The following is a 22031-nucleotide window of genomic DNA, read 5'->3' as shown; positions in this document are numbered from 1 at the left end:
AGTGGATCACTAGATCTCGCCATTGAACGAAAGGCAAGATCACGCCATATTGTACAGCTGTGCAATGTGACGCATTCGAGACAGGATGTGGCGGATTTTCCGAACCTGTCCCACCTCGATTTCCCTATGAACGACGATCAAATCGCGTTTCGAATTGTCCTGTGGCCTTTTGGATTGCGTAAGCTTTCCGTGATATACGTATATGAGTGATTCCTAACAACGACTGCGAAGGTGACCCGACAATTGACTCTTCTCGCCCGACTGGCCTCCGATGTGCAACTGATGTTCCGGCGTCCGCCGCGACAGCAATATGGCGCGCTCTGCTATCGGGTAAAGAAGAAGAGCGGCGCCGTCGAAGTGTTGCTGCTGACGAGCCGCGACACCGGTCGCTGGGTCATTCCCAAGGGCTGGCCGATGACTGGAAAACGCGCCCATGAGGTTGCGGTGCAGGAAGCCCTTGAGGAAGCCGGCGTCCGCGGGGTGGTCGAAACGGAGACGCTTGGTGCCTACACGTATCCCAAGGTGTTGCGCGACGGAGTGCAGGTGGTCTGCAAGGTGCAGGTCTATGCGCTCGAAGTCACCAACATGGCAAAGAGCTTCAAGGAAAAGGGCGAGCGCACCATCGAATGGGTCTCGTTCGACGAGGCGGTCCGGCGCGTACGCGAACCCGAACTCCGCAATCTTTTCCTCGCCTTCCAGCAGACGATAACCGACAGGCTTTCGGCCAGAGCGCCACAGCAAATTCGGGCGGCAAAGCAAATTCCGGCGGAATGAATCCTGCCATCTTGCGCTGCTAGGAAAGCAGCGTAGAAGCAGCTTTATCCGCAGGAAAAAGAATGCCGCCACGCCCCGTAGTTCTCACGAAACGCACGCTCGACAAGGACCTCGACAAGATCACTCATGTCGAGGACGCGGCGAAGCATGTGTTGCGGCGGCTGGTGACGCCCGGTCTCGGATTGATCTTCGTCGGTCTGGCCATGCTCTTTGCCGGCGTCTACGTGTTCGACCGGTCGGGAGCGATGCTCGTCATCGCGGCGGCAGCCCTTGCCGGTTATATGGCGATGAACATCGGCGCCAATGATGTGACCAACAATGTCGGCGCCGCCGTCGGTGCGCGCGCCATGACGATGGGCCAGGCACTGGTCATTGCCGCGATTTTCGAACTTCTTGGCGCCACGGTCGGCGGCGGCGAGGTCGTCAAGACGATTTCCACAAACATTGTCGACGCCGTCCAGGTGCCGCCAGCGATGCTCGGCTGGATCATGATGGCGGCACTGACGGCGGCTGCCCTCTGGATCAACCTTGCAACCTGGATGAACGCGCCGGTCTCCACCACCCATGCGATCGTCGGGGCGGTGATCGGAGCCGGCATCTCGGCCGTCGGGCCCGAACCGGTGAACTGGCGGGTGATGCTGGAGATCACCGCGAGTTGGATCACCTCACCGCTGATCGGCGGGCTGATCGCCGCCGGGCTGCTTTATCTCGTCAAGACCCTGATCGTCTATCGCGACGACAAGGTCGCAGCCGCGCGGCACTGGGTGCCGGTGCTGGTGGCGGTGATGGCCGGCGTTTTCATGGCCTATATGGTGCTGCAGCTGTCGCCTATCGGTCGATTTCAGCCTTTCACCATCATACTCATCGGGATCGGCATCGGGCTGGTGAGCTGGCTTGTCGCCCGGCCGCTCGTTCTCGCACAAGCGCGGGATCTCGAAAACCGCAACAGCTCGCTGCGGACGCTGTTCCGATTGCCGCTCATTGGCTCTGCGGCACTGCTGTCCTTCGCGCATGGCGCCAACGACGTTTCGAACGCGGTCGGGCCGCTTTCGGCGATCGTCCATTCTGTCGGCGTCGGCGTCGGCGACGGCATCGGGCACCCGCCGCTCTGGGTGATGCTGATCGGCGCCTTCGGTATCTCCGTCGGCCTGCTGCTGTTCGGGCCGCGCCTCATCCGCCTGGTCGGCGAGGAGATCACCAAGCTCAATCCGATGCGGGCCTATTGCGTCGCGCTGTCGACTGCCTTCACCGTCATCGTCGCCTCCTGGCTCGGCCTGCCGGTCAGCACCACCCATATCGCCGTCGGCGCCGTCTTCGGCGTGGGATTCTTCCGCGAATGGTACACCAGACATTCGAAGACCCGCATCGCCTATATCAGACGCAAGGCCGAGAGCTTCGATATCGACGAGCCGGAAGAGCCGAATATCCACGAGACACGGCGGCGCTATCTCGTGCGCCGTTCGCATTTCATGACGATCATCGCCGCCTGGATCGTCACCGTGCCGGTTTCGGCAGCGCTTGCGGCAATGATTTATTGGGTTATGTTCGCGCTCTTCGTCTGAAACCCCGAGTTTTCGAATGCGCGCCAATTTCCGTATGCAACGGCTTTTCGTCGACGCGCCGCTTTCCAGCGGCGCCGTCGTGGAGGCGAATGCCGATCAGTTCAACTATCTCGCCAATGTGCTGCGGATGGAGGAAGGTGCGGAGATCCTGCTCTTCAACGGCCGCGACGGCGAGTGGAAGGCGACACTTACCTTCCCCACGCGCAAACGCATCCTTTTGACGGCAACCGAAGAGACGCGGCCGCAGCCGCTGCCTTGCGACCTGCACTATCTCTTTGCGCCGCTCAAGGTCGGCCGCATGGACTACCTCGTGCAGAAGGCGGTCGAAATGGGAGCCGGCCTGCTGCAGCCGGTCATGACCCAACACGTCCAGGGCAAGATCACCAATCTCGACAAGCTGCGCGCCAACGTCGTCGAAGCGGCGGAGCAATGCGGCATCCTCGGCATCCCCGATGTGGCCGAGCCGGTCAGGCTTCTCGAGCTGCTCGACCGCTGGCCGCGCGAGCGCCGCATCATCTATTGCGACGAGGGCGATGCCGGACAAAACCCGCTGCCGGTGCTGTCGGCGATCAGGGAAAGACATCTCGCTTTGCTCGTTGGGCCGGAAGGCGGCTTTTCGGAAGAAGAACGGGCGCGGTTGCGAAGCCTTGATTTCGTTACCGCCATTCCGCTCGGACCGCGCATCCTGCGAGCCGATACGGCAGCTGTTGCGGCCCTGGCGGTGGTGCAGGCAGCGATCGGCGACTGGAACTGACCTCGAAAACGGGTTGACATGGAAATCGGCGCTATTTTTTTGATGCGTCGTTGAAAGAATTTCACTTGCAACATAGGTGGCTTGGGTCCAAATCACCCTTCCAATTGCCCGGCCCCCTGGGCGCCTTTCCGAATACAGGTATCCCGCATGGCCCGCGACACTACCGACCAGACACCGCTCTCTTCGGTCCAGGATCTGACCGATTATATCGCCGCGGGCAACAAGCCGCGGGAGCGCTTCCGGATCGGCACCGAACACGAGAAATTCGCCTTCTTTCGCGCCGACAACAGCCCTGTTCCCTATTTCGGCGATGCCAGCATTTCGGCCCTCCTGACCGGCCTGCAGAAGAAAAGCGGCTGGGAGCCGATCACCGACGGCGGCAACATCATCGGGCTTGCCGAGCAGAACGGTATGGGCGCGATCTCGATCGAGCCAGGCGGCCAGTTCGAACTCTCCGGCGCACCGCTCGAGACGATCCATGAGACCTGTCGGGAATCGAACCAGCATCTGGCGACGCTGCGCGAAATCGCCGAGCCGATGGGCATCCGCTTCCTTGGCATCGGCGGCAGTCCGAAATGGACCTATGCGGAAACCCCGCAGATGCCGAAGTCACGCTACGAGATCATGACCCGCTATATGCCGAAGGTCGGTACCCAGGGTCTCGACATGATGTACCGCACCTGCACGATCCAGGTGAATCTCGACTTCTCCTCGGAAGCCGACATGCGCAAGAAGATGCGTGTCTCGATGAAGCTGCAATCGCTGGCGACCGCGCTTTTCGCATCCTCGCCCTTTACCGAGGGCAAGCCGAACGGGCTGCTCTCCTGGCGCGGCGATATCTGGCGCGATGTCGACAACCGGCGCGCCGGCCTGCTCGATTTCACCTTCCGCGACGATTTCGGCTTCCGCGACTATGCCGAATGGGCGCTCGACGCGCCGATGTATTTCATCGTCCGCGACGGCCGCTATCACGACTGCACCCATGTCACCTTCCGCCAGTTCATGAACGGCGCATTGAAGGGCGAGGTCGCCGATCCGGCGCCGACGATGGGCGACTGGACGAACCATCTTTCGACACTTTTCCCCGACGTGCGGCTGAAGCGTTTCCTCGAAATGCGCGGCGCCGACGGCGGCCCATGGCGCCGCATCTGTGCCTTGCCGGCCTTCTGGGTCGGCCTGCTCTACGACGATGCCGCACTCGAGACCGCCGACGAACTGACCAAAGATTGGAGCTTTGCCGAGATAGGTGCGCTGCGCAACGCCGTTCCCGCCGAAGGGTTGACGGCGCAATTCCGCGGACATCCGCTCTTCGACATGGCGCGCGAGGTGATCGGCATATCAAGGGCCGGCCTCAAGGCGCGGGGCAGGCTCAACCGGGAAGGCCAGGACGAGAGCATCTTCCTGGCGCCGCTCGAAGAGGTGCTCGCCAAAAAGGCGACGCTCGCCGAGGATCTGCTGTCGCTCTATCACGGCCGCTGGCAGGGCACGGTCGAACCGGTCTTCGAGGACTATCAGTACTGAACTGAGCCCCTGAATTCCCTAAATCGGAATCGATTCAAGGAATATGCAGTGACAAGCTGCGGTCACGGCGCCATCGCGCGCTTCCTGGCTTCGCGCGATCTGGCCGTGCGACGGGCCGGCCTCAGTTCCTCGATCGTCGGCAGCCACCACTCGGCATCCTGCACCGGAGGCATTTTCGCAGGCCAGGTGCGGACGAGTTCTTCCAACGTAGGCACCCGCCAATATCCCCAGACGTGATCCTCGGTCACGCCGCGATAGAAGTCCGCAACGACGCGCGGGTCGACCAGTTCGCCGGTGATCTCGGTAAACACGACGATTCCATAGGCGGTGACCACAGGCCGGCCTATCGGCGGCAAGTCGTCGCTCTGAAGCGGGTAGCGATGACGCTTTCGTTCTGCAGAGCGGAGCTTGCTGCGCACATCCTGTTCTGTTCCCTTCCGCTCCTCGGCTCGACGTCGTCTCTCCTCCGGCTCATTTCTGCGCGCCGCCGCCTCGATCTCCGGCCACCGGCGTCTGAGTTCCTCATAGGACCGGAAGGGAACGTGCCATAGCTTGAGATCGCCGTCCCATTGCGAGAATGGCACTTCGCGCAATTCGTCGACGACGGTCTTTGAATAGGGCGTGCGGATTCGAAAGCCCGTCTTGCCGAGTTCAAGGTAGGGACTGTCGATGGGATCGAAGGCGAAGGCGTCGCGGCCCTTCGCATCCGCATGGGCGTCGGCTTCGGCCTCCATCTCGGCAAGCCATCGTCCGATACGACGCGACGCCGTCCGCCCGGGAACGAACCAGGCCTTGCGGGCATCACTCCAGCGGGCACGGGGGAAGCGTCTTCGGAATTGTTCGACAGTCATCCTGTCATAGGGGAAGGAAATGTCGGCGCCCGGCTTCGCACCGTCTTCACTCGGCGGCGCCTCGTCGTGACCAGTGAAGGATTTGGTTTCGGTCATGGAAGAAAAACGCCGGCGCGCAGGGATCGGTTTCCAGTGAGGATACCATATAGGCCGATGGAGGGTGACGGCCGGCCGTCATTATCGCCGCTTTCGCCTCATCAGGCTAAGTTCTTATGGCAAAAAGCCGTTTGCGCATTGCCATTTCCGGTTATAGTGGCGTTACAACACGTCACGACCGGGGGAAAGGGACTTCCATGCTGCCACTCTTCGACATGATGATGCAGGCGCAGAACGGCGCGGCGATGGAGGCGATCGCCCGGCAGTTCAACCTTGCGCAGGAACAGGCGACGAAGGCGATGGCTGCGCTGATGCCGGCCTTTTCCGCCGGGCTGAAACGCAGCACCAGCAACCCCTATGATTTCGTCGGGCTGATGCAGGCGGTCTCCTCCGGCAATTACGCGCGATATTTCGAAGATATGAACCGGGCCTTCACGCCGGAGGGTATTTCCGACGGCAACAACATCCTTGCCCAACTCTTCGGCTCGAAGGAGGTTTCGCGCGCGGTCGCCGCCCAGGCGGCGCAGATGACCGGGATCGGCCAGGACATTTACAAGCGGATGCTGCCGGTGCTGGCCGATACGCTGATGGGCGGGCTCTTCAAGCAGACGACCGGCCAGATGGCCTCGCCGGTCAACCCCTTCGTCAACACGGCGATGGGCGAGACGATCCAGAAATGGCTGGAGAGTACCGGCTTCGCGCCGAAGCCGGCCCCGGAGTCCAGTGTCTTCGACAATCCCTTTACGCAGGCGATGCAGCAGATGTTTTCGGTGCCGAAGCCTGCGCCAACGCAGACGCCGAACCCCTTTCTCGACAATCCCTTCGCCAAGGCCTTCCAGGAGATGATGGGCGGGCTCGGCCAGCAGCCGGTGGCCCCGACCAAGGCCAAGACGCCGGAGGCGCCCAAGGAGGAGACGAAGGTCAATGCCGACAGCTATACCGAGATGCTGAACGCCATGTTCGACAGCGGACTGGAAGTGCAGAAGAACTACCAGCGGAACCTGGAAGCGATCTTCGAAACCTATCGGCCGAAACCCTCCTCGGAAAAGAGCGAATAGCGCTCTGAAGCGCCTCGCGATCTTTCCGATTCGCTTGCCACGCTTTAGGTCCTTGGTGTCTCGCATATCGTTGCCGCAAAACCGCGGCACAGTTTGCGCGACATGCTTTCGATTTTTTGCGCATGTCGTTATCGCAAAACCGCGGCACACTTTTGCGCGACATGCTTTAGCGCATAAAAAAAACCCGGAGATGGCTTGGGAAAGCCGATCACCGGGTCAAGCGGCAGGGCTATTGGCTATCACCCTGCGGGGAAACTCGACGCTCCTACTCTTCGTGGGAGCGGAAGAACGACAGGCGATTGCGCGCTGAGCGCGTCAGATGCTCCGACGGGTCCTCGAAGAAGGTCGACGCCAGGAACGCGGAGGTCAGGTCGGCCCTGCTAAGGCCGATATCCCTCAGCTGAGCGTCGCTCAGATCGTGCAGCGTGTTGATCTCCATGCGATTGCGGAACCCGCGAAAGAGGGAGGTCAACGGTGCGAGGCCTGCTGCCAGACGCTGGGGAAACGTCGGGGTGAGCTTGCCGCAGTCGAGTTCTATTGTTCTGTCTGTCATCCGCATGGGACTCTCCTTTCTTTCGATTTCATTCAGAGCATGATGCCGAAAAGTGTGCGCGGTTTTCGGACGACATCATGCTCTAACTCTTTAATTTAGAACAGGATTCAGAGTTTAGGCCGATCCGGCCTAAAATCATCCTGTTCTAGGCCGCGCAACAACCCACCCCTCCCGCGAGGTCGCACGGGAAGGAGCAAGGCTGAATTGGCTCGGACAGGCAGGGTGCCTGTCCTTCACTTTGCTTGATTTGCATCCCGAAGATGCCAAAGACCTATTGATCAGTCCAACGAATGTTTCTAATGATTATCATCAGCTATCTTTATGGGTGAAAACATGTCCGCGCCTCTTGATCTCGACCAATTGCAGACTTTCATCGCCATCGTCGATTCCGGCAGCTTCACCAAGGCCGCCGACAGGGTCTATAAAACCCAATCGGCCGTCTCCATGCAGATGCGCCGTCTCGAGGAGCGCATCGGCAAGCAGCTTTTCATCAAAGACGGACGCGGCAACCGGCTGACGGTCGAAGGCGAAAAGCTGCTCAACTATGCCCGGCGCATCATCCGCCTCAACAATGAGGCGATCGCCGCCTTCGACGACAACAGGCTGGAAGGGATGCTGCGCATCGGCACGCCAGACGATTATGCCGACCGCTACATGCCTGAGATCATCGGCCGCTTCGCCAAGACGCATCCGAATGTCGAGCTCTATATCGTCTGCGAGCCCTCGGTGGATCTTGCCGAGCGCATGCACAAGGGCGAGCTCGACATCGCGCTTGTCACCCACAATCCGCGCGAGCGTATGTCGGATGTGGTGAGAACCGAGCCGCTCTGCTGGGTGGGCTCGGCCAACCATCCGATCCGCGACGACGCCCCGGTGCCGCTTGCCGTCGGCCGGCGCGACTGCCAGTGGCGCCAGCTCGCCTGCTCGGCGCTCGATGCTGTGGGACGCGAGCACCAGATCCTGTTCACCAGCTGGTCCTGCACTGTCGTTGCCGCTGCCGTGCTTGCCGGCATGGCGGTATCGGTGATGCCGGAATCGGCGCTGCGGACGGGCATGAAGGTGCTGAGCCAGGCGGACGGCTTCCCGGCGCTGCCGCCGGTGCAGATCGGCATCATGAAGCGGCCGGGCGTTTCGCTCTCGCTGATGAATGCGATCACCGCGCATATCACCGCCTGCCTCGACAATATCACGCCTGCCGGCGTCGACGACAGCCTCGAGGCGGACGTCAAATCCGCCCAGGCGCGCCTTTACCCGCGGCTGAAGGCGGCCAATATGGTCCCAAGCTGGTAAGAGATCAGGCGGCGCGCGGCACGGTCGTGGCAAAAAGGGAGGCGCGGATGACGCGCTTCCACTCATCGAGCATACGCCGCGCCAAGGCCTCCTCGCTGACGGCGGCAAGCCGGATGACGGCGCCGATCAGGTGGCTGAACAGGTAAGTGCGCGCATACATTTCTTCGTCGCAAAGGTCGGGAGCCAGCTGACGCACGGCGTCATGGAAGATGCCGGCGACGTGACCGCTATGCTCGATATTCAGCTGCAGCAGATCCTGATCGGTCTCCGTTCCCATCCAGACGCCGAGATAGACGGGATCGTTGTGGTAGGACTCGTAATACCAGTCGATGGTGGCGCAGACGACGTCCAGCGCCTGGTCGAGTGACTGTACGTCGGCAAACATCGCCGCCATCTTCGCCTGGATCGCCGAGGCGTGCTGGTCGAACAGGGCTTTGACGATCGCCGCCTTTTCCGGGAAATACTGGTAGACCGAACCGATCGGCACTTTGGCGGCGATTGCGAGTTCCGTCATCCGCATGGCGCTGACGCCCTTTTCGGCGATGATCTTGGCGGCGGCGGCGAGAATGAGGTCCAGCCTCTGGATGCTGCGCTCCTGCTTCGGCTTCCTGCGCAAGCCGATCCGATCCATGCTTTCCGCGCCCATGTCGTTCCCATTCTTTTTGTTCGCGGCGGAAGGCATGCGCCAAACCACCGCGTCGGGCCGATATGACATGCAGGTCTTCATCCGCAGTAAATGGAAACGTTCGCATTTTAACGGCCGGCAAAAGCGTGTGAAAACGGTGCGCTACCGTACAATTCAAAGTGCTACAGCGTCCTGTGTACGCCTGAAAAAGGCACACGGCGCCGTCAAGCATATCGTGTCAGAATTTCACCGACAGCGCCGCTTTGACCCCATTCTGCTGCGCGTTGCCTGCGATCTTGGGGATGGCCCAACGTCCGGCGGCCATCTTGCCGCCGATGCCGACATGTTCCGTCGTCGGCCTGCAGCATTTCAGTTGCTGCAGATCCTGTCCTTAGATCGATCCGGATTTAAGGAATTATGTAGCAGGTGGCGGGCAAATGATGGGGCGGTAGCGCGCGCCGCCTCAGCTCATCAGCATCCATGCGGCAAGCCAGATCCACATGGCGACAAGCACCAGGTAACCGGCGGCGAAGATCGGGCTGCGATAACGCAGGTCGTTGCTGGTGACATGGATGGCGGCGTGGGCGTAGCGCAGGACAACGAAAGCCCAGGCGAGGCCGAGGGAGACGAGATTGTCGGCCTCGGTGATATAGAGAAGGACGCAACAGGCGTAGAAGAGCACGGGCAGTTCGAACTGGTTGGCGAGGCAGTTCTTGACAATAAGGCTTTCGGCCGGCTCGCCACGGTTTTCGCGATAATCCGATTTCGCGATGCTGCCGGCGCGGACCATCTTGGCGCGCCGCATGCCTAGAAGCGCGTAAAGACCATAGACCAGGGCCACATGGGCGAGCAGTGGCCAGAAGATTTGATAGCCGGTCATATGTGGCCGTTTCCTTTCCGCTTCCGATTTCGACGCGAGGATTAGCTGAAAGGAAAGCCGGATGCCAGCGCAAGGCACCCCCTTCGGCACCAGCATTGCCAGTGCATGCCGCCCAGGTGTACCCGGTTTTGCAATCCGTCACGGTGGTGGATGGATTACACGGCGCTTCAATCCTGGCGCGGCGAGAGCCAGCGCATGACGGCGAGCCGGGCGATGAGGATGAAGCAGATGGCGAGGCTTGCGAATTTCAATCGCGTCATCCAGGGCAGCAGGTGCGTTGCAAGACCTGCAGACGCGCCGTTGCCGAAGGCGATCAGGCTCGATATGTTCTCGCCATAGTCGGCGATGCCGTAGACGAACGGCAGCAGGTAGACTGCCTTGCCAACGAGCGGATGCGCCGATCGGCCGAACCATGCGCCGCCGGGACCGAGCTTGAGGAAGGCGAGGAACAGCAGCGCCGTCAGCAATGCCGGAAAGATCAGCTCCGGCCCGAAATACATGGCGCGCAGCAGCCTGGTCGCCGCCTCGTTCTCATCGAGCAGCTTCTGCATGTGGAAGACCGCCGACTCGTCGTAACCGGCGAAATAGGTGTCGAGCACCGCCTGGCCGGTTTCGTGCTTGAAGGGAACGACGAAGCCGAAGGTGGTCCAGGCGAGCACGGCGAGGCAGAGGGCTGCGAGCAGCGCGACGATCCAGAGAGGAATCCCGCTGCCCGCCTTCATGATCAGAGGCCGGCGCCCGGATAGTTCGGGCTCTCGCGGGTGATCGTCACGTCATGGGCGTGGCTTTCGCGAAGACCGGCACCGGAGATGCGCACGAACGTGGCCCGTTCCTGGAAATCCTTGAGGTCTTTGCCCCCGACGTAACCCATGGCTGCCTTAAGACCGCCGGCGAGCTGATGGATGACGCCCGAGACCGGGCCCTTGTACGGCACCTGACCTTCGATGCCCTCAGGCACGAGCTTCAGCGTGTCTCTCACCTCGGCCTGGAAGTAACGGTCGGCTGAGCCGCGGGCCATAGCGCCGACGGAGCCCATGCCGCGATAGGCCTTGAAGGAGCGTCCCTGGTAGAGATAGACCTCGCCCGGGCTCTCATCGGTACCGGCAAGCAGCGAGCCGATCATGACGGCGGAAGCGCCGGCGGCGATCGCCTTGGCAAGATCGCCGGAGAACTTGATGCCGCCATCGGCGATGACGGGCACGTCCTGGTCATTCGCGGCCTGCACCGCCGACATGATGGCGGCGAGCTGGGGAACGCCGACGCCGGCAACGATGCGCGTCGTGCAGATCGAACCCGGACCGATGCCGACCTTGACGGCGTCCGCGCCGGCATCGATCAGCGCCCTGGTGCCGTCGTAGGTGGCGACATTGCCGGCCATGATGCGCACCGAGTTGGAAAGCTTCTTGACGCGGGCGACGGCATCGAGGACGCGCTGCGAATGGCCGTGGGCGGTATCGACGACCAGAAGGTCGACGCCGGCCTCGATCAGCCGCTCGGCGCGCTCGAAGCCGTCGTCACCGACGCTGATGGCGGCGGCAGCACGAAGCCTGCCCTGCGCATCCTTGGAAGCATTCGGGTTCAGCTGCGACTTCTCGATGTCCTTGACGGTGATCAGGCCGACGCAACGGCCTTCGGTATCGACCACCAGCAGCTTCTCGATGCGATGCGAATGCAGCAGGCGCTTGGCCTCCTGCTGATCGACGTTTTCCTTGACCGTGACCAGATTGTCCCTGGTCATCAATTCATGGATCTTCTGTTCCGGATCGGAAGCGAAGCGGACGTCGCGGTTGGTCAGGATGCCGACGAGGCGGCCAGACTTCTCGACGACAGGGATGCCGGAAATGCTGAAGGACTTCATGAGCCCGAGCGCATCGGCAAGCGTCGCATCGGGGCCGATCGTCACCGGATTGACGACCATGCCGCTTTCAAACTTCTTCACTTGCCGGACCTGCTCAGCCTGCTCGATCGGCGTCAGGTTGCGATGAATGACGCCGAGCCCGCCGGCCTGGGCCATGGCGATCGCCAGGCGGCTCTCGGTGACGGTATCCATGGCTGATGAGATGATCGGGATGTTGAGTTCGAAATCCCGGGCGATGCGAGTGGAGATATTCGTCTGGCCGGGCATGACCTCGGAATGTCCCGGCTGCAGCAGCACGTCGTCGAAGGTAAGCGCGTCTGCGCCGGTTGCCGTTTCAATGATGCGTGCCATGGCCAAATTCCTTCGTTTAATAAAAATGCGACCCTGTCCGGAAACGAATCGTCCGCCCCGGCGGTCTGCATGGGTTGCTTGGAAGTTGGCGAGGGCTGGTAACACGTCTATGACAGGAAGGAAATAGCAAAAAGCCCGGCATGCCCGCCGGGCTCGTCATGGGTGCCATGCGCCAGGAGCATTTCAGGAAAAACGCTAGGCGTTTTTCGGTCAGTAATTCTGTAAAAACAATATATTATAGCGGTTCAGCGCTTCCGTGAAGGCTGAACCGCTTTGGATCAGATGTCGAACTGATAGGTCTTCGGTACGAAGCGATAACCGCCATCCTGCCTCTCGACGAAGCCGACTGCCGGGAATGGCATGTGATAACCAAGGAAGGCGATCTTTTCGGTGGCGATCATCTCGAAAACCTTGCGGCGGGTGGCGGCTGCCTGCGTCTTGTCCATGTCGAAGCGCACCTCCCAATCCGGCCGCAGCAGCGACAGGATATAATGGTTGGCGGTATCGCCTGTGAGCACAAGGCGCTTGCCCTCGGATTCGACGTGGAACACCGTATGGCCCGGTGAGTGGCCGGCCGCCAGCATCGCCGTTATGCCGGGTGCGACGCTATCACCGTCCTTAATAAAAGTGGTCTTCTCGGCGAGCGGCACGACATTGGCGAGCACCGCCTTGTGGCCGCCCTCCGCAGGTGTGCCCTCACGTGCCTTGTCCGACCAGAAATCATATTCCGCCTGGCCGACGATATAGCGGGCATTCTTGAAGGCAGCCGCGCCGTCTTCCATCAGACCGCCGATATGATCGCCGTGCAGATGGGTGAGCGCCACCAGCGTGACATCGTCGGCCGAATAACCCGCCGCTTTCAGGCCTTCGGCAAGCTGGCCGGCGCCGCGTGCGCGACCGCTCGCTCCGAAGCCGGTATCGATGAGGATGACATCGGAACCGGTATCGATGATAGCCGGCGCATAGCCGTTCAGGAATTTGTCGGCCGGCAGGAAATTTGCGGAGAGCAACGCCTTGACCGTTTCGGGATCCTGATTGGTGCCGAAGGTTTCGTAGGGTTTTTCTGAGATGTTGATGCCGTCGCGGACGACGGTGAACTTATAGGAACCGAGCTTGAATTGATTGATCTCAGGCAAAGGCGTGCCATCCATACTTCTATTTTCTCCAGTCGCGGCCGCTTCGGCCTTGTCTCTAAAAATTGCCGGAGCCGCAGCCAAGCCAAGGCCTGCGGCAAAAAGCGTGCGCCGCTTCATTCGGGTCGAAATTGCCATATATCCATTCTCCCATGACGTGCGGTGTGCCGCCGCACGGCCCCGATGACGTGTCCGGCCGGATTTGTTGCCCCGGCCGGGTAAACATATGTCAATGTTGATAGGCGACGTTGTCGGGCAAGCCGTCTCACGCAGACGTGAAGCTAACGTGTCATCGACCCGAATTGGGACCCGGATTGGGGGATTGGCAGAACCCGAAACTGGGACTAAACAGCACGGGCCTTCCCACCTCCCATCCGCGCCCCTCAAGGCTCCCGCCTATGAATCGCATCGTCCCGCTGATCCTCGCCGTCGCCCTCTTCATGGAACAGATGGACTCGACCGTGATTGCGACGGCGCTGCCGGCGATCGCTAGGGATCTCAATGTCGGGCCGATCACGCTGAAGCTGGCGCTGACCTCCTACATGGTGGCGCTGGCGGTGTTCATCCCCGTCAGTGGCTGGATGGCCGACAGGTTCGGCGCCAAGAAGATCTTCCGCCTTGCCATCTCGGTCTTCGTCATCGGCTCGATCTTCTGCGCGATTTCGTCCAACCTCGTCGAATTCGTGTTTGCCCGCTTCCTGCAGGGCATGGGCGGCGCGATGATGACGCCGGTCGGCCGCCTCGTGCTGGTGCGCACGACGCAACGCAGCGACCTGGTCTCGGCCATGGCGCTGCTCACCATCCCCGCGCTTGTCGGCCCGCTCACCGGCCCGCCGCTCGGCGGCTTCATCACCACCTATTTCAGCTGGCACTGGATCTTCCTGATCAACGTGCCGGTCGGCATCATCGGCATCTGGCTTGCGACGATTTTTCTGCCGGAGGTGGAAGCGACGGCGCCGCCGCGGCTCGATGTCACCGGTTTCGTGCTGACCTCGCTTTCGGCTGCGGGCGTCGTCTTCGGCCTGTCGGTGGTCAGTCTGCCGGCCCTGCCCCCGATCATCGGCGTCACCGCCACCTTGATCGGCCTCATCTGCGGTCTCCTTTACGTGCGCCACGCCAAGCGGCATCCGGCGCCGATCCTCAACCTCAACCTGTTCAAGAACCCGACCTTCCGGGCCTCCACGTTGGGCGGCATGCTGTTTCGCATTTGCGTCGGCGCCATGCCCTTCCTGACGCCGCTGATGCTGCAGCTCGGCTTCGGGCTGACGCCGTTTCAATCCGGCCTCATCACCTTTGCAGGCGCGATCGGTGCGATCACTACCAAGTTCATGGCGAAGCGCGTCTTCGCCGCCGCCGGCTTCCGCACGACGCTGCTCGGCGCCGCCATGGTGACGACCCTGGTGACTGTCGTCACCGGCCTGTTCACGCCGTCGACGCCGCATCTCGTCATCATCGGCGTGCTGCTGCTCGGCGGCTTCTCCCGCTCCTTCATGTTCACCGGCGTCAATGCGCTTGCCTTCGCCGATATCGAAGATGCGGAAGCCAGCCAAGCAACATCGATGAGCTCGGTGATGCAGCAGGTCAGCCTGGCGCTCGGCGTTGCGGTCGCCGCCGCGATCCTGGAAAGCTCGATCTATTTCCGCGGCGAAGCGCTGCAAGTGGCCGATTTCCACCTCGCCTTCTATATCATCGCCGGACTGACTGTCATTGCGACCATTCCCTTCATCCGGATGGACCGCAATGCCGGCGCAATCGTTTCCGGCCACCGCTCGAAGGCAATAAAGGCGGCAACGGTTGAAGCCGAACAGCAGGCGGTGAAATAGCCAGCCGCTACTCCGGGCTTTCGCAGACGGCAGAGAGCTTGTTGCCGTCGAGATCACGGATATAGGCGGCATAGAAATGGGCATGGTAGGAGCGCAGGCCGGGCTCGCCCTCATCCACGGCGCCTGCCGCGATCACCGCCGCATGGAAAGCATCGACATCCGCTCGCGTTTCGGCCGCCAGCGCGACCATGGCGCCATTGCCCGAGGTCGCCCGGCGGTGATTGAACGGCGTCACCACCCAGAAGCGGCAGCGCGTATCGCCCTCGGCGGAATAGCCTATTTCCTCTTCGGAAGAGCGCTGGCGGCGATAGCCGAGGGGAGACAGCACGGCATCGTAAAAATGCCCTGCGCGATAAAGGTCGTTGGTTCCGAGCGTGACGTAAAGAAGCATGGGATCAGCGGCTCAAATCGTTAGAGCGCCGCGCGTCCTTTCGGACGCGCAAAGGACGCGGCAACGCATTCCATTGCTGCCTATCTTATCCTCAATTCGATCCCGATTTAAGGAATTATGCAGTCGATCGCCATCATCCGTCAGGACCGGCCCGAAGATCAAGCTTCTTCTGCTTCGCCTTCGGCCTTGCGCCCCTTGAACCCCTTGGCCAGCAGGAACATCTCGACCGATTCGGCGCGCGACGAGTTCGGCTTGACATGGACGACCTGGCGGAAGTTCTGCTTGAGCATGGCGAGCAGCTCACGCTCGGTACCGCCCTGAAAAGTCTTGGTGAGGAAGTGCCCGCCTTCCCCCAGCACTTCGACGGCGAAATGCGCCGCCACCTCACAGAGATGCATGGTGCGCAGATGGTCGGTGCGGTGGTGGCCGGTGGTGGGCGCCGCCATGTCCGAGATGACGAGATCCGGTGTGCCGCCGACGGCCTCCAGCAGCTTTTCCGGCGCACTCGGATCGAGGAAATCGAGCTGCAGGATCTTGACCCCCGGCAACTGGGTCATTTCAAGGAAATCGATCGCAGCCACACGAATATCCTCATCTGTCGAGCCGGTGACCTTGGCAGCGATCTGCGACCAGCTGCCGGGGGCAGCCCCGAGATCGATGATGCGCCTGGCGCCGCGCAGGATATGATGTTTCTCGTCGATCTCCAGCAGCTTGAAGGCAGCCCGGGCGCGATAGCCTTCGAGCTGGGCGCGCTGCACATAGGGATCGTTGATGTGGCGCTCCAGCCATTGGCGGGAGGAGGCCTTCATCTTCTTGTTCTTGACGCGCTGGCCGAGCTTGCGGCCGGTGCGGTTTCCCGCGATCGGTGCCTTGGTCATGCCTATTCCTTATCTCACGATCTCACGCGCTGGCTGCGGCGGTTGCGGTTGCGCCGCCACACGCCGTCATCGGCCATCATGTCGGTGAGCAGGCCTTCCCTCAAGCCGCGATCGGCAACCCGCATGCGCGGGCTCGGCCAGCGGCGGCGGATCGCCTCGAGGATGGCGCAGCCGGCCAGCACCAGATCGGCCCGGTCGGGCCCGATGCAGGGATTGGCGGCACGGCTTGCGAAATCCCAGGAGAGAAGCTTTGCCTGCATGGCGGAGACCTCATCGTCGGACAGCCAGATGCCGTCGACCTTGCGCCGGTCATAACGCGGCAGGTCGAGATGCACACCGGCAAGCGTCGTCACCGTGCCCGATGTGCCGATCAGGTGAAAGTCGCCGGTCTGGGCGACCTCGATCTCCGGGCAATCGAAGCTTCCAAGCATGCCTTCGACCTCACGCACCATGCCTTCGAAGGCCTCCGGCGTGACGTCGTGCCCGCCATGGCGCTCCGACAGCGTCACGACGCCAACCGGCAACGAGGTCCAGTGGGTGATGTGATTGGCAAGGCGGCTGAAGCGATTGTCGCCGATGCGGATGACCGCGATCTCCGACGAGCCGCCGCCGATATCGAAGAGCACGACGGAGCGCGTTTCGCGACCGACCAGCGAGGAGCAGCCGGAGACTGCAAGCCGCGCCTCTGTCTCCCGATCGATGATCTCGAGCTCGAGGCCGGTTTCGGCAACGACCCGGCTGAGGAAGTCCTCGCCATTGACGGCCTGGCGGCAGGCTTCGGTGGCGATCAGCCGCATGCGGCGGATCTGCCGGTTCCTGAGCTTGGAGGCGCAGATCCTCAGCGCCTCGATCGCCCTCTCCATCGCCTCGTCCGACAGACGGCCGCTGGCCGCAAGGCCTTCGCCGAGGCGCACGATGCGGGAAAAAGCGTCGACGACGCGGAATTGACCCGGACGAGTCGGCTGGGCAATGAGGAGACGGCAATTGTTGGTGCCGAGATCGAGGGCGGCGTAGAGCTCCTCCGGCCACGCGTGTTCGCCGGCCTGACGATCCCCCTGATGCCCGGAATGGGAATGGCTTTCCGGGCGGGTCCTGCGGTTGGCGCTTGCGCCATTCAGTGTTTCACGCAGTTCGACCCTGAGCACCGCTTCTTCTGCGCGGCGTTCCTGCTGCGGGGCACCTGATGGTTTTGCCGGTGTCAGCGGCCGGCCCTGCAGACCGCGCTTGCCGCGGTGTTTGCGGCGGTTGCGACGACTCGGCGCTGAATCGCTATCGGCGCGGACGGCATTGCCTGCCGCTGCCGTCTGTTCCATTGCCTGGGGGAGAGGTGAACCGTCCTGCACGGCACCATGGCCGCCTCGACGGCGACGCTTGCGCTTGCGGGCCGGATTCCCGGCTGCATCTTCCATCGGGCGCGCAGGCTGTCCGGCACCGCCGGAAGGCTCATGCGAAGCGGGATGAGCCGCGTTGCGGGATTGCCCGCCACGCTTGCCCTTGCGGCGCCTGGACTTTTTGCCGTCCTTGCGCCCTGCCGCCGACGCCCCGTCAAATTGCGGCTTTGCGCCGCCTTCGGGGTCTTCCACGTTATTTTTCCACCGCGCCGCGCAAGTCCTGGGATATGCAGCAGGCGCTCATTCGATTTTTGCGTTGCCGCAAGAATATCAGCGCCCGCCGAAATCGCCAAATTCTTTTTTGGACCAAGGGATTTGCAGCGGTTTCACCTTTCCGCGGCAGCACCGATTTTTTTCAAAACAGCTATTTGCAATTCCCCGGCTTTTGGTTATAAGCGCCGCACACCAGCCGACCGCCCGCCGGTTCGCTTATGCTGGGGAATAGTTCAATGGTAGAACGACGGACTCTGACTCCGTTAATCTTGGTTCGAATCCAGGTTCCCCAGCCAAATTCTTCTTTAAATTTTCATCGTAGCCTTTGTTCCCAGGCGACGCAGCGACAGTCGACCTGCTATTCATAGAGAATAACGCTTGCCGGAGTTGGTGGCATCGATTTGACCGTGACGCCGGCAAGGCCGGCAAGTCTTGCCATCTCGGTCAACTCACTTTGCGTATAAGCCTGGCCAGCCGGCGTGCTGGCGAGCATCTCCCAGGAGAACGCTGCGGGAAAAGGCGGCGACACGCCATCTTCGTTCGGCACGAAATCGACCGCGACGATCCGACCATGCTCTGCAAGGCTGGCGATGATCTTTCGCAACAGTTGGGCACATGTCGGCAAATCGAAGTGGTGCAGAAAATTCGGAAGCAGGACAAGGTCATAACCCGTGCCCCACTCAACATCGAAAGCACTGCCGGCTATCGTCTGGTACCGGTCAACCACGCCGGCTTTTTCCGCATTCTGCCTCGACAGCGCTAATACGGCGGCCCAGTCGACGGCGACGATCTCCGCCGTTGGAAAGGCCTTCGCAATTTCGATCCCGAAAACGCCTGGACCTGCAGCGATGTCCAAAACCTTTTTGGGAGGCCTCGGCCAGCCGGAGATTTCGCCAGCCAGCATTTTGGCGCTGAGCCCGGTAAAGGAGCTCATGCCGCGCGCAAACTTCAACCAGACGGGGTTGTCTGCCGACACGTTCGCAAGCCCGGCCGAACCGCCGTTTCGCACGACGGCGGCCGGATCGCGCAGAAAATTATCCAGTATTTCGGGTGCGGCCGTGAACTCGACGGCCGCGCCCATATAGGCCGGCGAATTGCGATCGAGGAACATTCTGGTCGAGGCCGTCATTCGGTACTGTCCGCTCTCCTTTGTCAGAAAGCCATGTACCGCAAGGTAGTCGCACAGGATGCGCACCCCACGCTCCGACGCGCTTGTTGCCGCAGCCAGCAATGCGGCCGTTTTGCCCTCGCCGATATGAGTAAAGAGATCAAGTTCGATGGCTGCCGTCTTTCGGCATGCAAACAGCGCATCGACCACGAGGTCGGGCGACACGACGCCAGCATGGGCGTCCTCGACGGTAGTTTCCATGGAATCCAGACCCCTCGCCTGATAGCGCCTGGCAGCGCCCGTCGCAGAACTATGCGTATATCCGCATATTCTACAATACCAACCGCTAATCTAATCGGGTGTTCCGCCTCCATGGCCGATCTGCCAGCCGCCGCCGACGGCGGCAACACCTCCACACGAATATCGGTGTGGGAATGGAGAGAGCCCGGTCCTCAGCGATTGGTGTCAGACCGCCGGATCAGGTCTATTTTCGAACTCAAGAAACCAAGCGTAAGTGGCGCGGATGCCATCCTCAAGCGAAATACCCGGTTTCCAGCCCATGTCCTGAAGCTTCTTGTTGCTCATCAGCTTTCGGGGCGTGCCATCGGGCTTGGAAAGATCATGAATGATCTCACCCTCGTAACCGACAATGCGGCAGACCAAACGCGTCAACTCGATAATTTCGAGGTCTGTACCCGAGCCGACATTCACGTGCTGCGAGCCCGAATATGTTTTGAGCAGAAACACCAAGGCGTCGGCACAGTCATCGACGTGAAGAAACTCTCGGCGCGGGGTTCCTGTACCCCAGACCACCATATGCGGATCTTTGCGAAGTTTCGCAGCATGCGCCTTGCGGACAAGCGCCGGCAGTACATGGCTGGAATTCAGGTCGAAGTTATCGCCGGGGCCGTATAAATTGGTCGGCATGGCCGAAATGTAATCCCGGCCGTATTGCTTGCGATAGGCCTCGGCGAGCTTGATGCCGGCGATCTTGGCAATCGCGTACCATTCATTGGTCGGCTCAAGCGGACCGGTCAGCAAAGCCTCTTCGGAAATCGGCTGTGGCGCGAGCTTGGGATAAATGCAGCTTGAACCCAGGAATAGAAGCCGGTCCACCCTCGCGCGGTGGGCGGCTTCGAAGATGTTCGCTTCAATAATCAGATTGTCATAGACAAATTCTGCGGGATAGCTGTCGTTCGCAAGAATACCGCCAACCTTGGCAGCGGCGAGAATGATCGCATCAGGTCGCGTGGCTTCAACAAATTTCTCAACCTCGTCCTGGCGCTTTAAATCGACCTCGCGGCGCGTTGCCGTAATCACGCTGCAATCTTCCGAGTGAAGCCTGCGCACAAGAGCGCTGCCTACCATGCCCCGATGGCCGGCAACCCAGATTTTCTTGTTGGACAGGTCGTACACTCAGATCTCTTTTCTGCTGTTGATGGCTTTCCCGTGCTTGATATCTTCACGCACCATTTCAGCGGCGAGTTCACGAACCGGAATCTTGTGCTGCCAGCCCAGCTTTTGACGTGCCTTGGTCGGATCACCAAGCAAAAGGTCGACTTCCGTCGGGCGAAAATACCGAGGATCGATTTCGACCAGGCAAACGCCGGACGCGGCGTCATACCCCTTTTCATCGACGCCGGACCCTTTCCATTCCAAAGTAATGCCGACATCGGCAAACGCCCACTCGACAAACTGGCGGACACTGGTCGTCTCACCGGTGGCCAAGACGTAGTCATCAGGCTTGTCCTGCTGCAGCATGCGCCACATGCCCTCGACGTATTCACGCGCGTGGCCCCAGTCACGCTTTGCGTCGAGATTGCCGAGGAAAAGCTTATCCTGCCGCCCCAGATGGATAGCAGCCACCGCCATGGTGATCTTGCGCGTGACGAACGTCTCTCCACGAAGCGGGCTTTCATGGTTGAAAAGAATACCGTTCGACGCATGCATGCCATAGGCCTCGCGATAATTCACGACGATCCAGTAGGCATAAAGCTTGGCTGCGGCATAGGGAGAACGCGGGTAAAAAGGCGTCTTCTCGTTCTGCGGCACTTCCTGCACAAGACCGTAGAGTTCCGAGGTCGATGCCTGGTAGAACCGGGTCTTTTCCTCGAGACGCAGGATTCGGATCGCTTCGAGCAATCTCAGCGTTCCAACACCATCGGCGTCTGCTGTATATTCAGGGGTTTCGAAACTGACACCGACATGGCTTTGTGCAGCAAGATTATAGATTTCGTCGGGCTGTGTCTGCTGCACGATCCGAAGGAGATTGGTCGAGTCGATCATATCTCCATAATGCAGAATGAAGCGCGGATGGGCTTCATGCGGATCCTGGTAGATATGCTCGATACGGCCGGTGTTAAAAGACGAGGATCGCCGCTTGATACCGTGCACCGTATAGCCTTTGCTCAGAAGCAATTCGGCCAGATAGGCACCATCCTGACCAGTGACCCCAGTGATAAGCGCGGTTTTTGTCATTTTCTACGTCGTCTCTCAATGCAATCTTCGGGATGTGTTTATGGAAACGACCGAACGAGCGCAACCCCCATATGACTGAGCCCAATCCACCGACATGAGCATGATGGAGCTCTGTGGTTGACGCGGGTCAGGCGCAGTCGGACTGAAGCGTGAAAAATCACCTGCCGTACCGGCGGCAAGGTAATGGGCGGACGGGCAGATGGCCATTGTATAGCCTACTTCTGATAGATAAGTCGGTGCGGAAGACCTTGATTTCCGATTATTTCAGTTGCGCTCGTTGCAGAAAATGACAAGAAGGTGGTTGTCTGATTGATCTGCGAGACGCTGGTAAGCAATGCCCGAAAATACCCCCACTGAGACGCCGCGCTCAGGATGGTTCTTAATGCCGATGCAAGCGCTCGTCGCCCCTCTGCTGGCGATGCCGCGGGTTGCCAAACGCGCTC

Annotated in this window: 20 protein-coding genes and 1 tRNA gene; 8 read left to right on the top strand and 13 right to left on the bottom strand. The window is 60.9% G+C overall.

Translation table 11 applies throughout. The annotated features are described in order from the left end of the window. Positions 1-243 precede the first annotated feature (243 nt). The 4 genes from GFM02_RS30200 to GFM02_RS30185 all read left to right on the top strand — a co-directional run bounded on the left by GFM02_RS30200 (position 244) and on the right by GFM02_RS30185 (position 4611). Positions 244-774 carry an NUDIX hydrolase gene (locus GFM02_RS30200; protein WP_168323695.1) on the top strand — a complete coding sequence of 177 codons (531 nt, stop codon included), beginning with the start codon at positions 244-246 and terminating at the stop codon, positions 772-774. A gap of 62 nt (positions 775-836) precedes the next feature. Next, positions 837-2336, top strand: coding sequence for an inorganic phosphate transporter (locus GFM02_RS30195; protein WP_168323694.1), 1500 nt, complete (start codon positions 837-839; stop codon positions 2334-2336). 16 nt (positions 2337-2352) lie between these two features. Next, positions 2353-3090: a 16S rRNA (uracil(1498)-N(3))-methyltransferase gene (locus GFM02_RS30190; RefSeq protein WP_168323693.1), complete on the top strand. Its 738-nt coding sequence runs from the start codon at positions 2353-2355 to the stop codon at positions 3088-3090. A 147-nt stretch (positions 3091-3237) separates the two neighbouring features. Continuing rightward, the gene (locus GFM02_RS30185) at positions 3238-4611 is read left to right on the top strand and encodes a glutamate--cysteine ligase (protein ID WP_168323692.1); all 1374 of its coding nucleotides are present in this window, start codon (positions 3238-3240) and stop codon (positions 4609-4611) included. A gap of 62 nt (positions 4612-4673) precedes the next feature. On the opposite strand, the gene GFM02_RS30180 is transcribed toward GFM02_RS30185, so the two are convergent. After that, positions 4674-5558 (bottom strand): hypothetical protein, encoded by an 885-nt coding sequence (locus GFM02_RS30180; RefSeq protein ID WP_168323691.1) that lies wholly within the window; start codon positions 5556-5558, stop codon positions 4674-4676. Between the two features lie 197 nt (positions 5559-5755). On the opposite strand from GFM02_RS30180, the gene GFM02_RS30175 reads away from it, so the two are divergent. Beyond that, complete coding sequence (locus tag GFM02_RS30175; RefSeq protein ID WP_168323690.1) at positions 5756-6616, top strand: DUF937 domain-containing protein; 861 nt, start codon at positions 5756-5758, stop codon at positions 6614-6616. Positions 6617-6881: 265 nt separating this feature from the next. Here the strand turns inward: GFM02_RS30175 and GFM02_RS30170 are convergent, their stop codons facing one another. Then, positions 6882-7175 carry a DUF1127 domain-containing protein gene (locus GFM02_RS30170; protein WP_163875017.1) on the bottom strand — a complete coding sequence of 98 codons (294 nt, stop codon included), beginning with the start codon at positions 7173-7175 and terminating at the stop codon, positions 6882-6884. Positions 7176-7502: 327 nt separating this feature from the next. On the opposite strand from GFM02_RS30170, the gene GFM02_RS30165 reads away from it, so the two are divergent. Further along, complete coding sequence (locus GFM02_RS30165; protein WP_168323689.1) at positions 7503-8459, top strand: LysR substrate-binding domain-containing protein; 957 nt, start codon at positions 7503-7505, stop codon at positions 8457-8459. Positions 8460-8463: 4 nt separating this feature from the next. Here the strand turns inward: GFM02_RS30165 and GFM02_RS30160 are convergent, their stop codons facing one another. The 5 genes from GFM02_RS30160 to GFM02_RS30140 form a co-directional block, all read right to left on the bottom strand. Then, entirely contained in the window at positions 8464-9105 is a 642-nt protein-coding gene (locus GFM02_RS30160; protein ID WP_168323688.1) for a TetR family transcriptional regulator, read from the bottom strand. A gap of 442 nt (positions 9106-9547) precedes the next feature. Then, positions 9548-9964, bottom strand: a complete 417-nt coding sequence (locus tag GFM02_RS30155) for an MAPEG family protein (protein ID WP_168323687.1) — start codon at positions 9962-9964, stop codon at positions 9548-9550. A 167-nt stretch (positions 9965-10131) separates the two neighbouring features. Further along, positions 10132-10686 carry a hypothetical protein gene (locus GFM02_RS30150; protein WP_168323686.1) on the bottom strand — a complete coding sequence of 185 codons (555 nt, stop codon included), beginning with the start codon at positions 10684-10686 and terminating at the stop codon, positions 10132-10134. A gap of 2 nt (positions 10687-10688) precedes the next feature. Next, complete coding sequence (gene guaB / locus GFM02_RS30145; RefSeq protein ID WP_020048597.1) at positions 10689-12173, bottom strand: IMP dehydrogenase; 1485 nt, start codon at positions 12171-12173, stop codon at positions 10689-10691. A 278-nt stretch (positions 12174-12451) separates the two neighbouring features. Further along, positions 12452-13444, bottom strand: a complete 993-nt coding sequence (locus GFM02_RS30140; RefSeq protein ID WP_168323685.1) for an MBL fold metallo-hydrolase — start codon at positions 13442-13444, stop codon at positions 12452-12454. A gap of 260 nt (positions 13445-13704) precedes the next feature. Between GFM02_RS30140 and GFM02_RS30135 the strand changes: the two genes are divergently transcribed. Beyond that, positions 13705-15129 carry a DHA2 family efflux MFS transporter permease subunit gene (locus GFM02_RS30135; RefSeq protein ID WP_168323684.1) on the top strand — a complete coding sequence of 475 codons (1425 nt, stop codon included), beginning with the start codon at positions 13705-13707 and terminating at the stop codon, positions 15127-15129. 7 nt (positions 15130-15136) lie between these two features. Here the strand turns inward: GFM02_RS30135 and GFM02_RS30130 are convergent, their stop codons facing one another. The 3 genes from GFM02_RS30130 to GFM02_RS30120 form a co-directional block, all read right to left on the bottom strand. Then, complete coding sequence (locus GFM02_RS30130; RefSeq protein ID WP_168323683.1) at positions 15137-15520, bottom strand: VOC family protein; 384 nt, start codon at positions 15518-15520, stop codon at positions 15137-15139. Between the two features lie 158 nt (positions 15521-15678). Continuing rightward, complete coding sequence (locus GFM02_RS30125; RefSeq protein WP_168323682.1) at positions 15679-16398, bottom strand: RlmE family RNA methyltransferase; 720 nt, start codon at positions 16396-16398, stop codon at positions 15679-15681. 14 nt (positions 16399-16412) lie between these two features. Further along, positions 16413-17981 (bottom strand): Ppx/GppA phosphatase family protein, encoded by a 1569-nt coding sequence (locus GFM02_RS30120; protein ID WP_168323681.1) that lies wholly within the window; start codon positions 17979-17981, stop codon positions 16413-16415. A 243-nt stretch (positions 17982-18224) separates the two neighbouring features. Here GFM02_RS30120 and GFM02_RS30115 point away from each other — a divergent pair. Further along, positions 18225-18298, top strand: a tRNA-Gln gene (locus GFM02_RS30115). 62 nt (positions 18299-18360) lie between these two features. Here the strand turns inward: GFM02_RS30115 and GFM02_RS30110 are convergent. From GFM02_RS30110 to gmd, 3 genes are all read right to left on the bottom strand, one after another. After that, complete coding sequence (locus GFM02_RS30110) at positions 18361-19371, bottom strand: methyltransferase (RefSeq protein ID WP_168323680.1); 1011 nt, start codon at positions 19369-19371, stop codon at positions 18361-18363. A 204-nt stretch (positions 19372-19575) separates the two neighbouring features. Beyond that, a complete protein-coding gene (fcl, locus tag GFM02_RS30105; protein ID WP_168323679.1) occupies positions 19576-20526 on the bottom strand; it encodes a GDP-L-fucose synthase in 951 nt (316 codons plus the stop codon). Then, positions 20527-21588, bottom strand: a complete 1062-nt coding sequence (gmd, locus tag GFM02_RS30100) for a GDP-mannose 4,6-dehydratase (RefSeq protein ID WP_168323678.1) — start codon at positions 21586-21588, stop codon at positions 20527-20529. Positions 21589-22031 lie beyond the last annotated feature (443 nt).

The sequence above is a fragment of the Rhizobium leguminosarum bv. viciae genome, from assembly GCF_012276115.1.
Lineage (GTDB): Bacteria > Pseudomonadota > Alphaproteobacteria > Rhizobiales > Rhizobiaceae > Rhizobium > Rhizobium leguminosarum_T.
The sequence above is the reverse complement of the archived record's forward strand: the minus strand, read 5'-3'. Positions and strand labels throughout refer to the sequence as shown.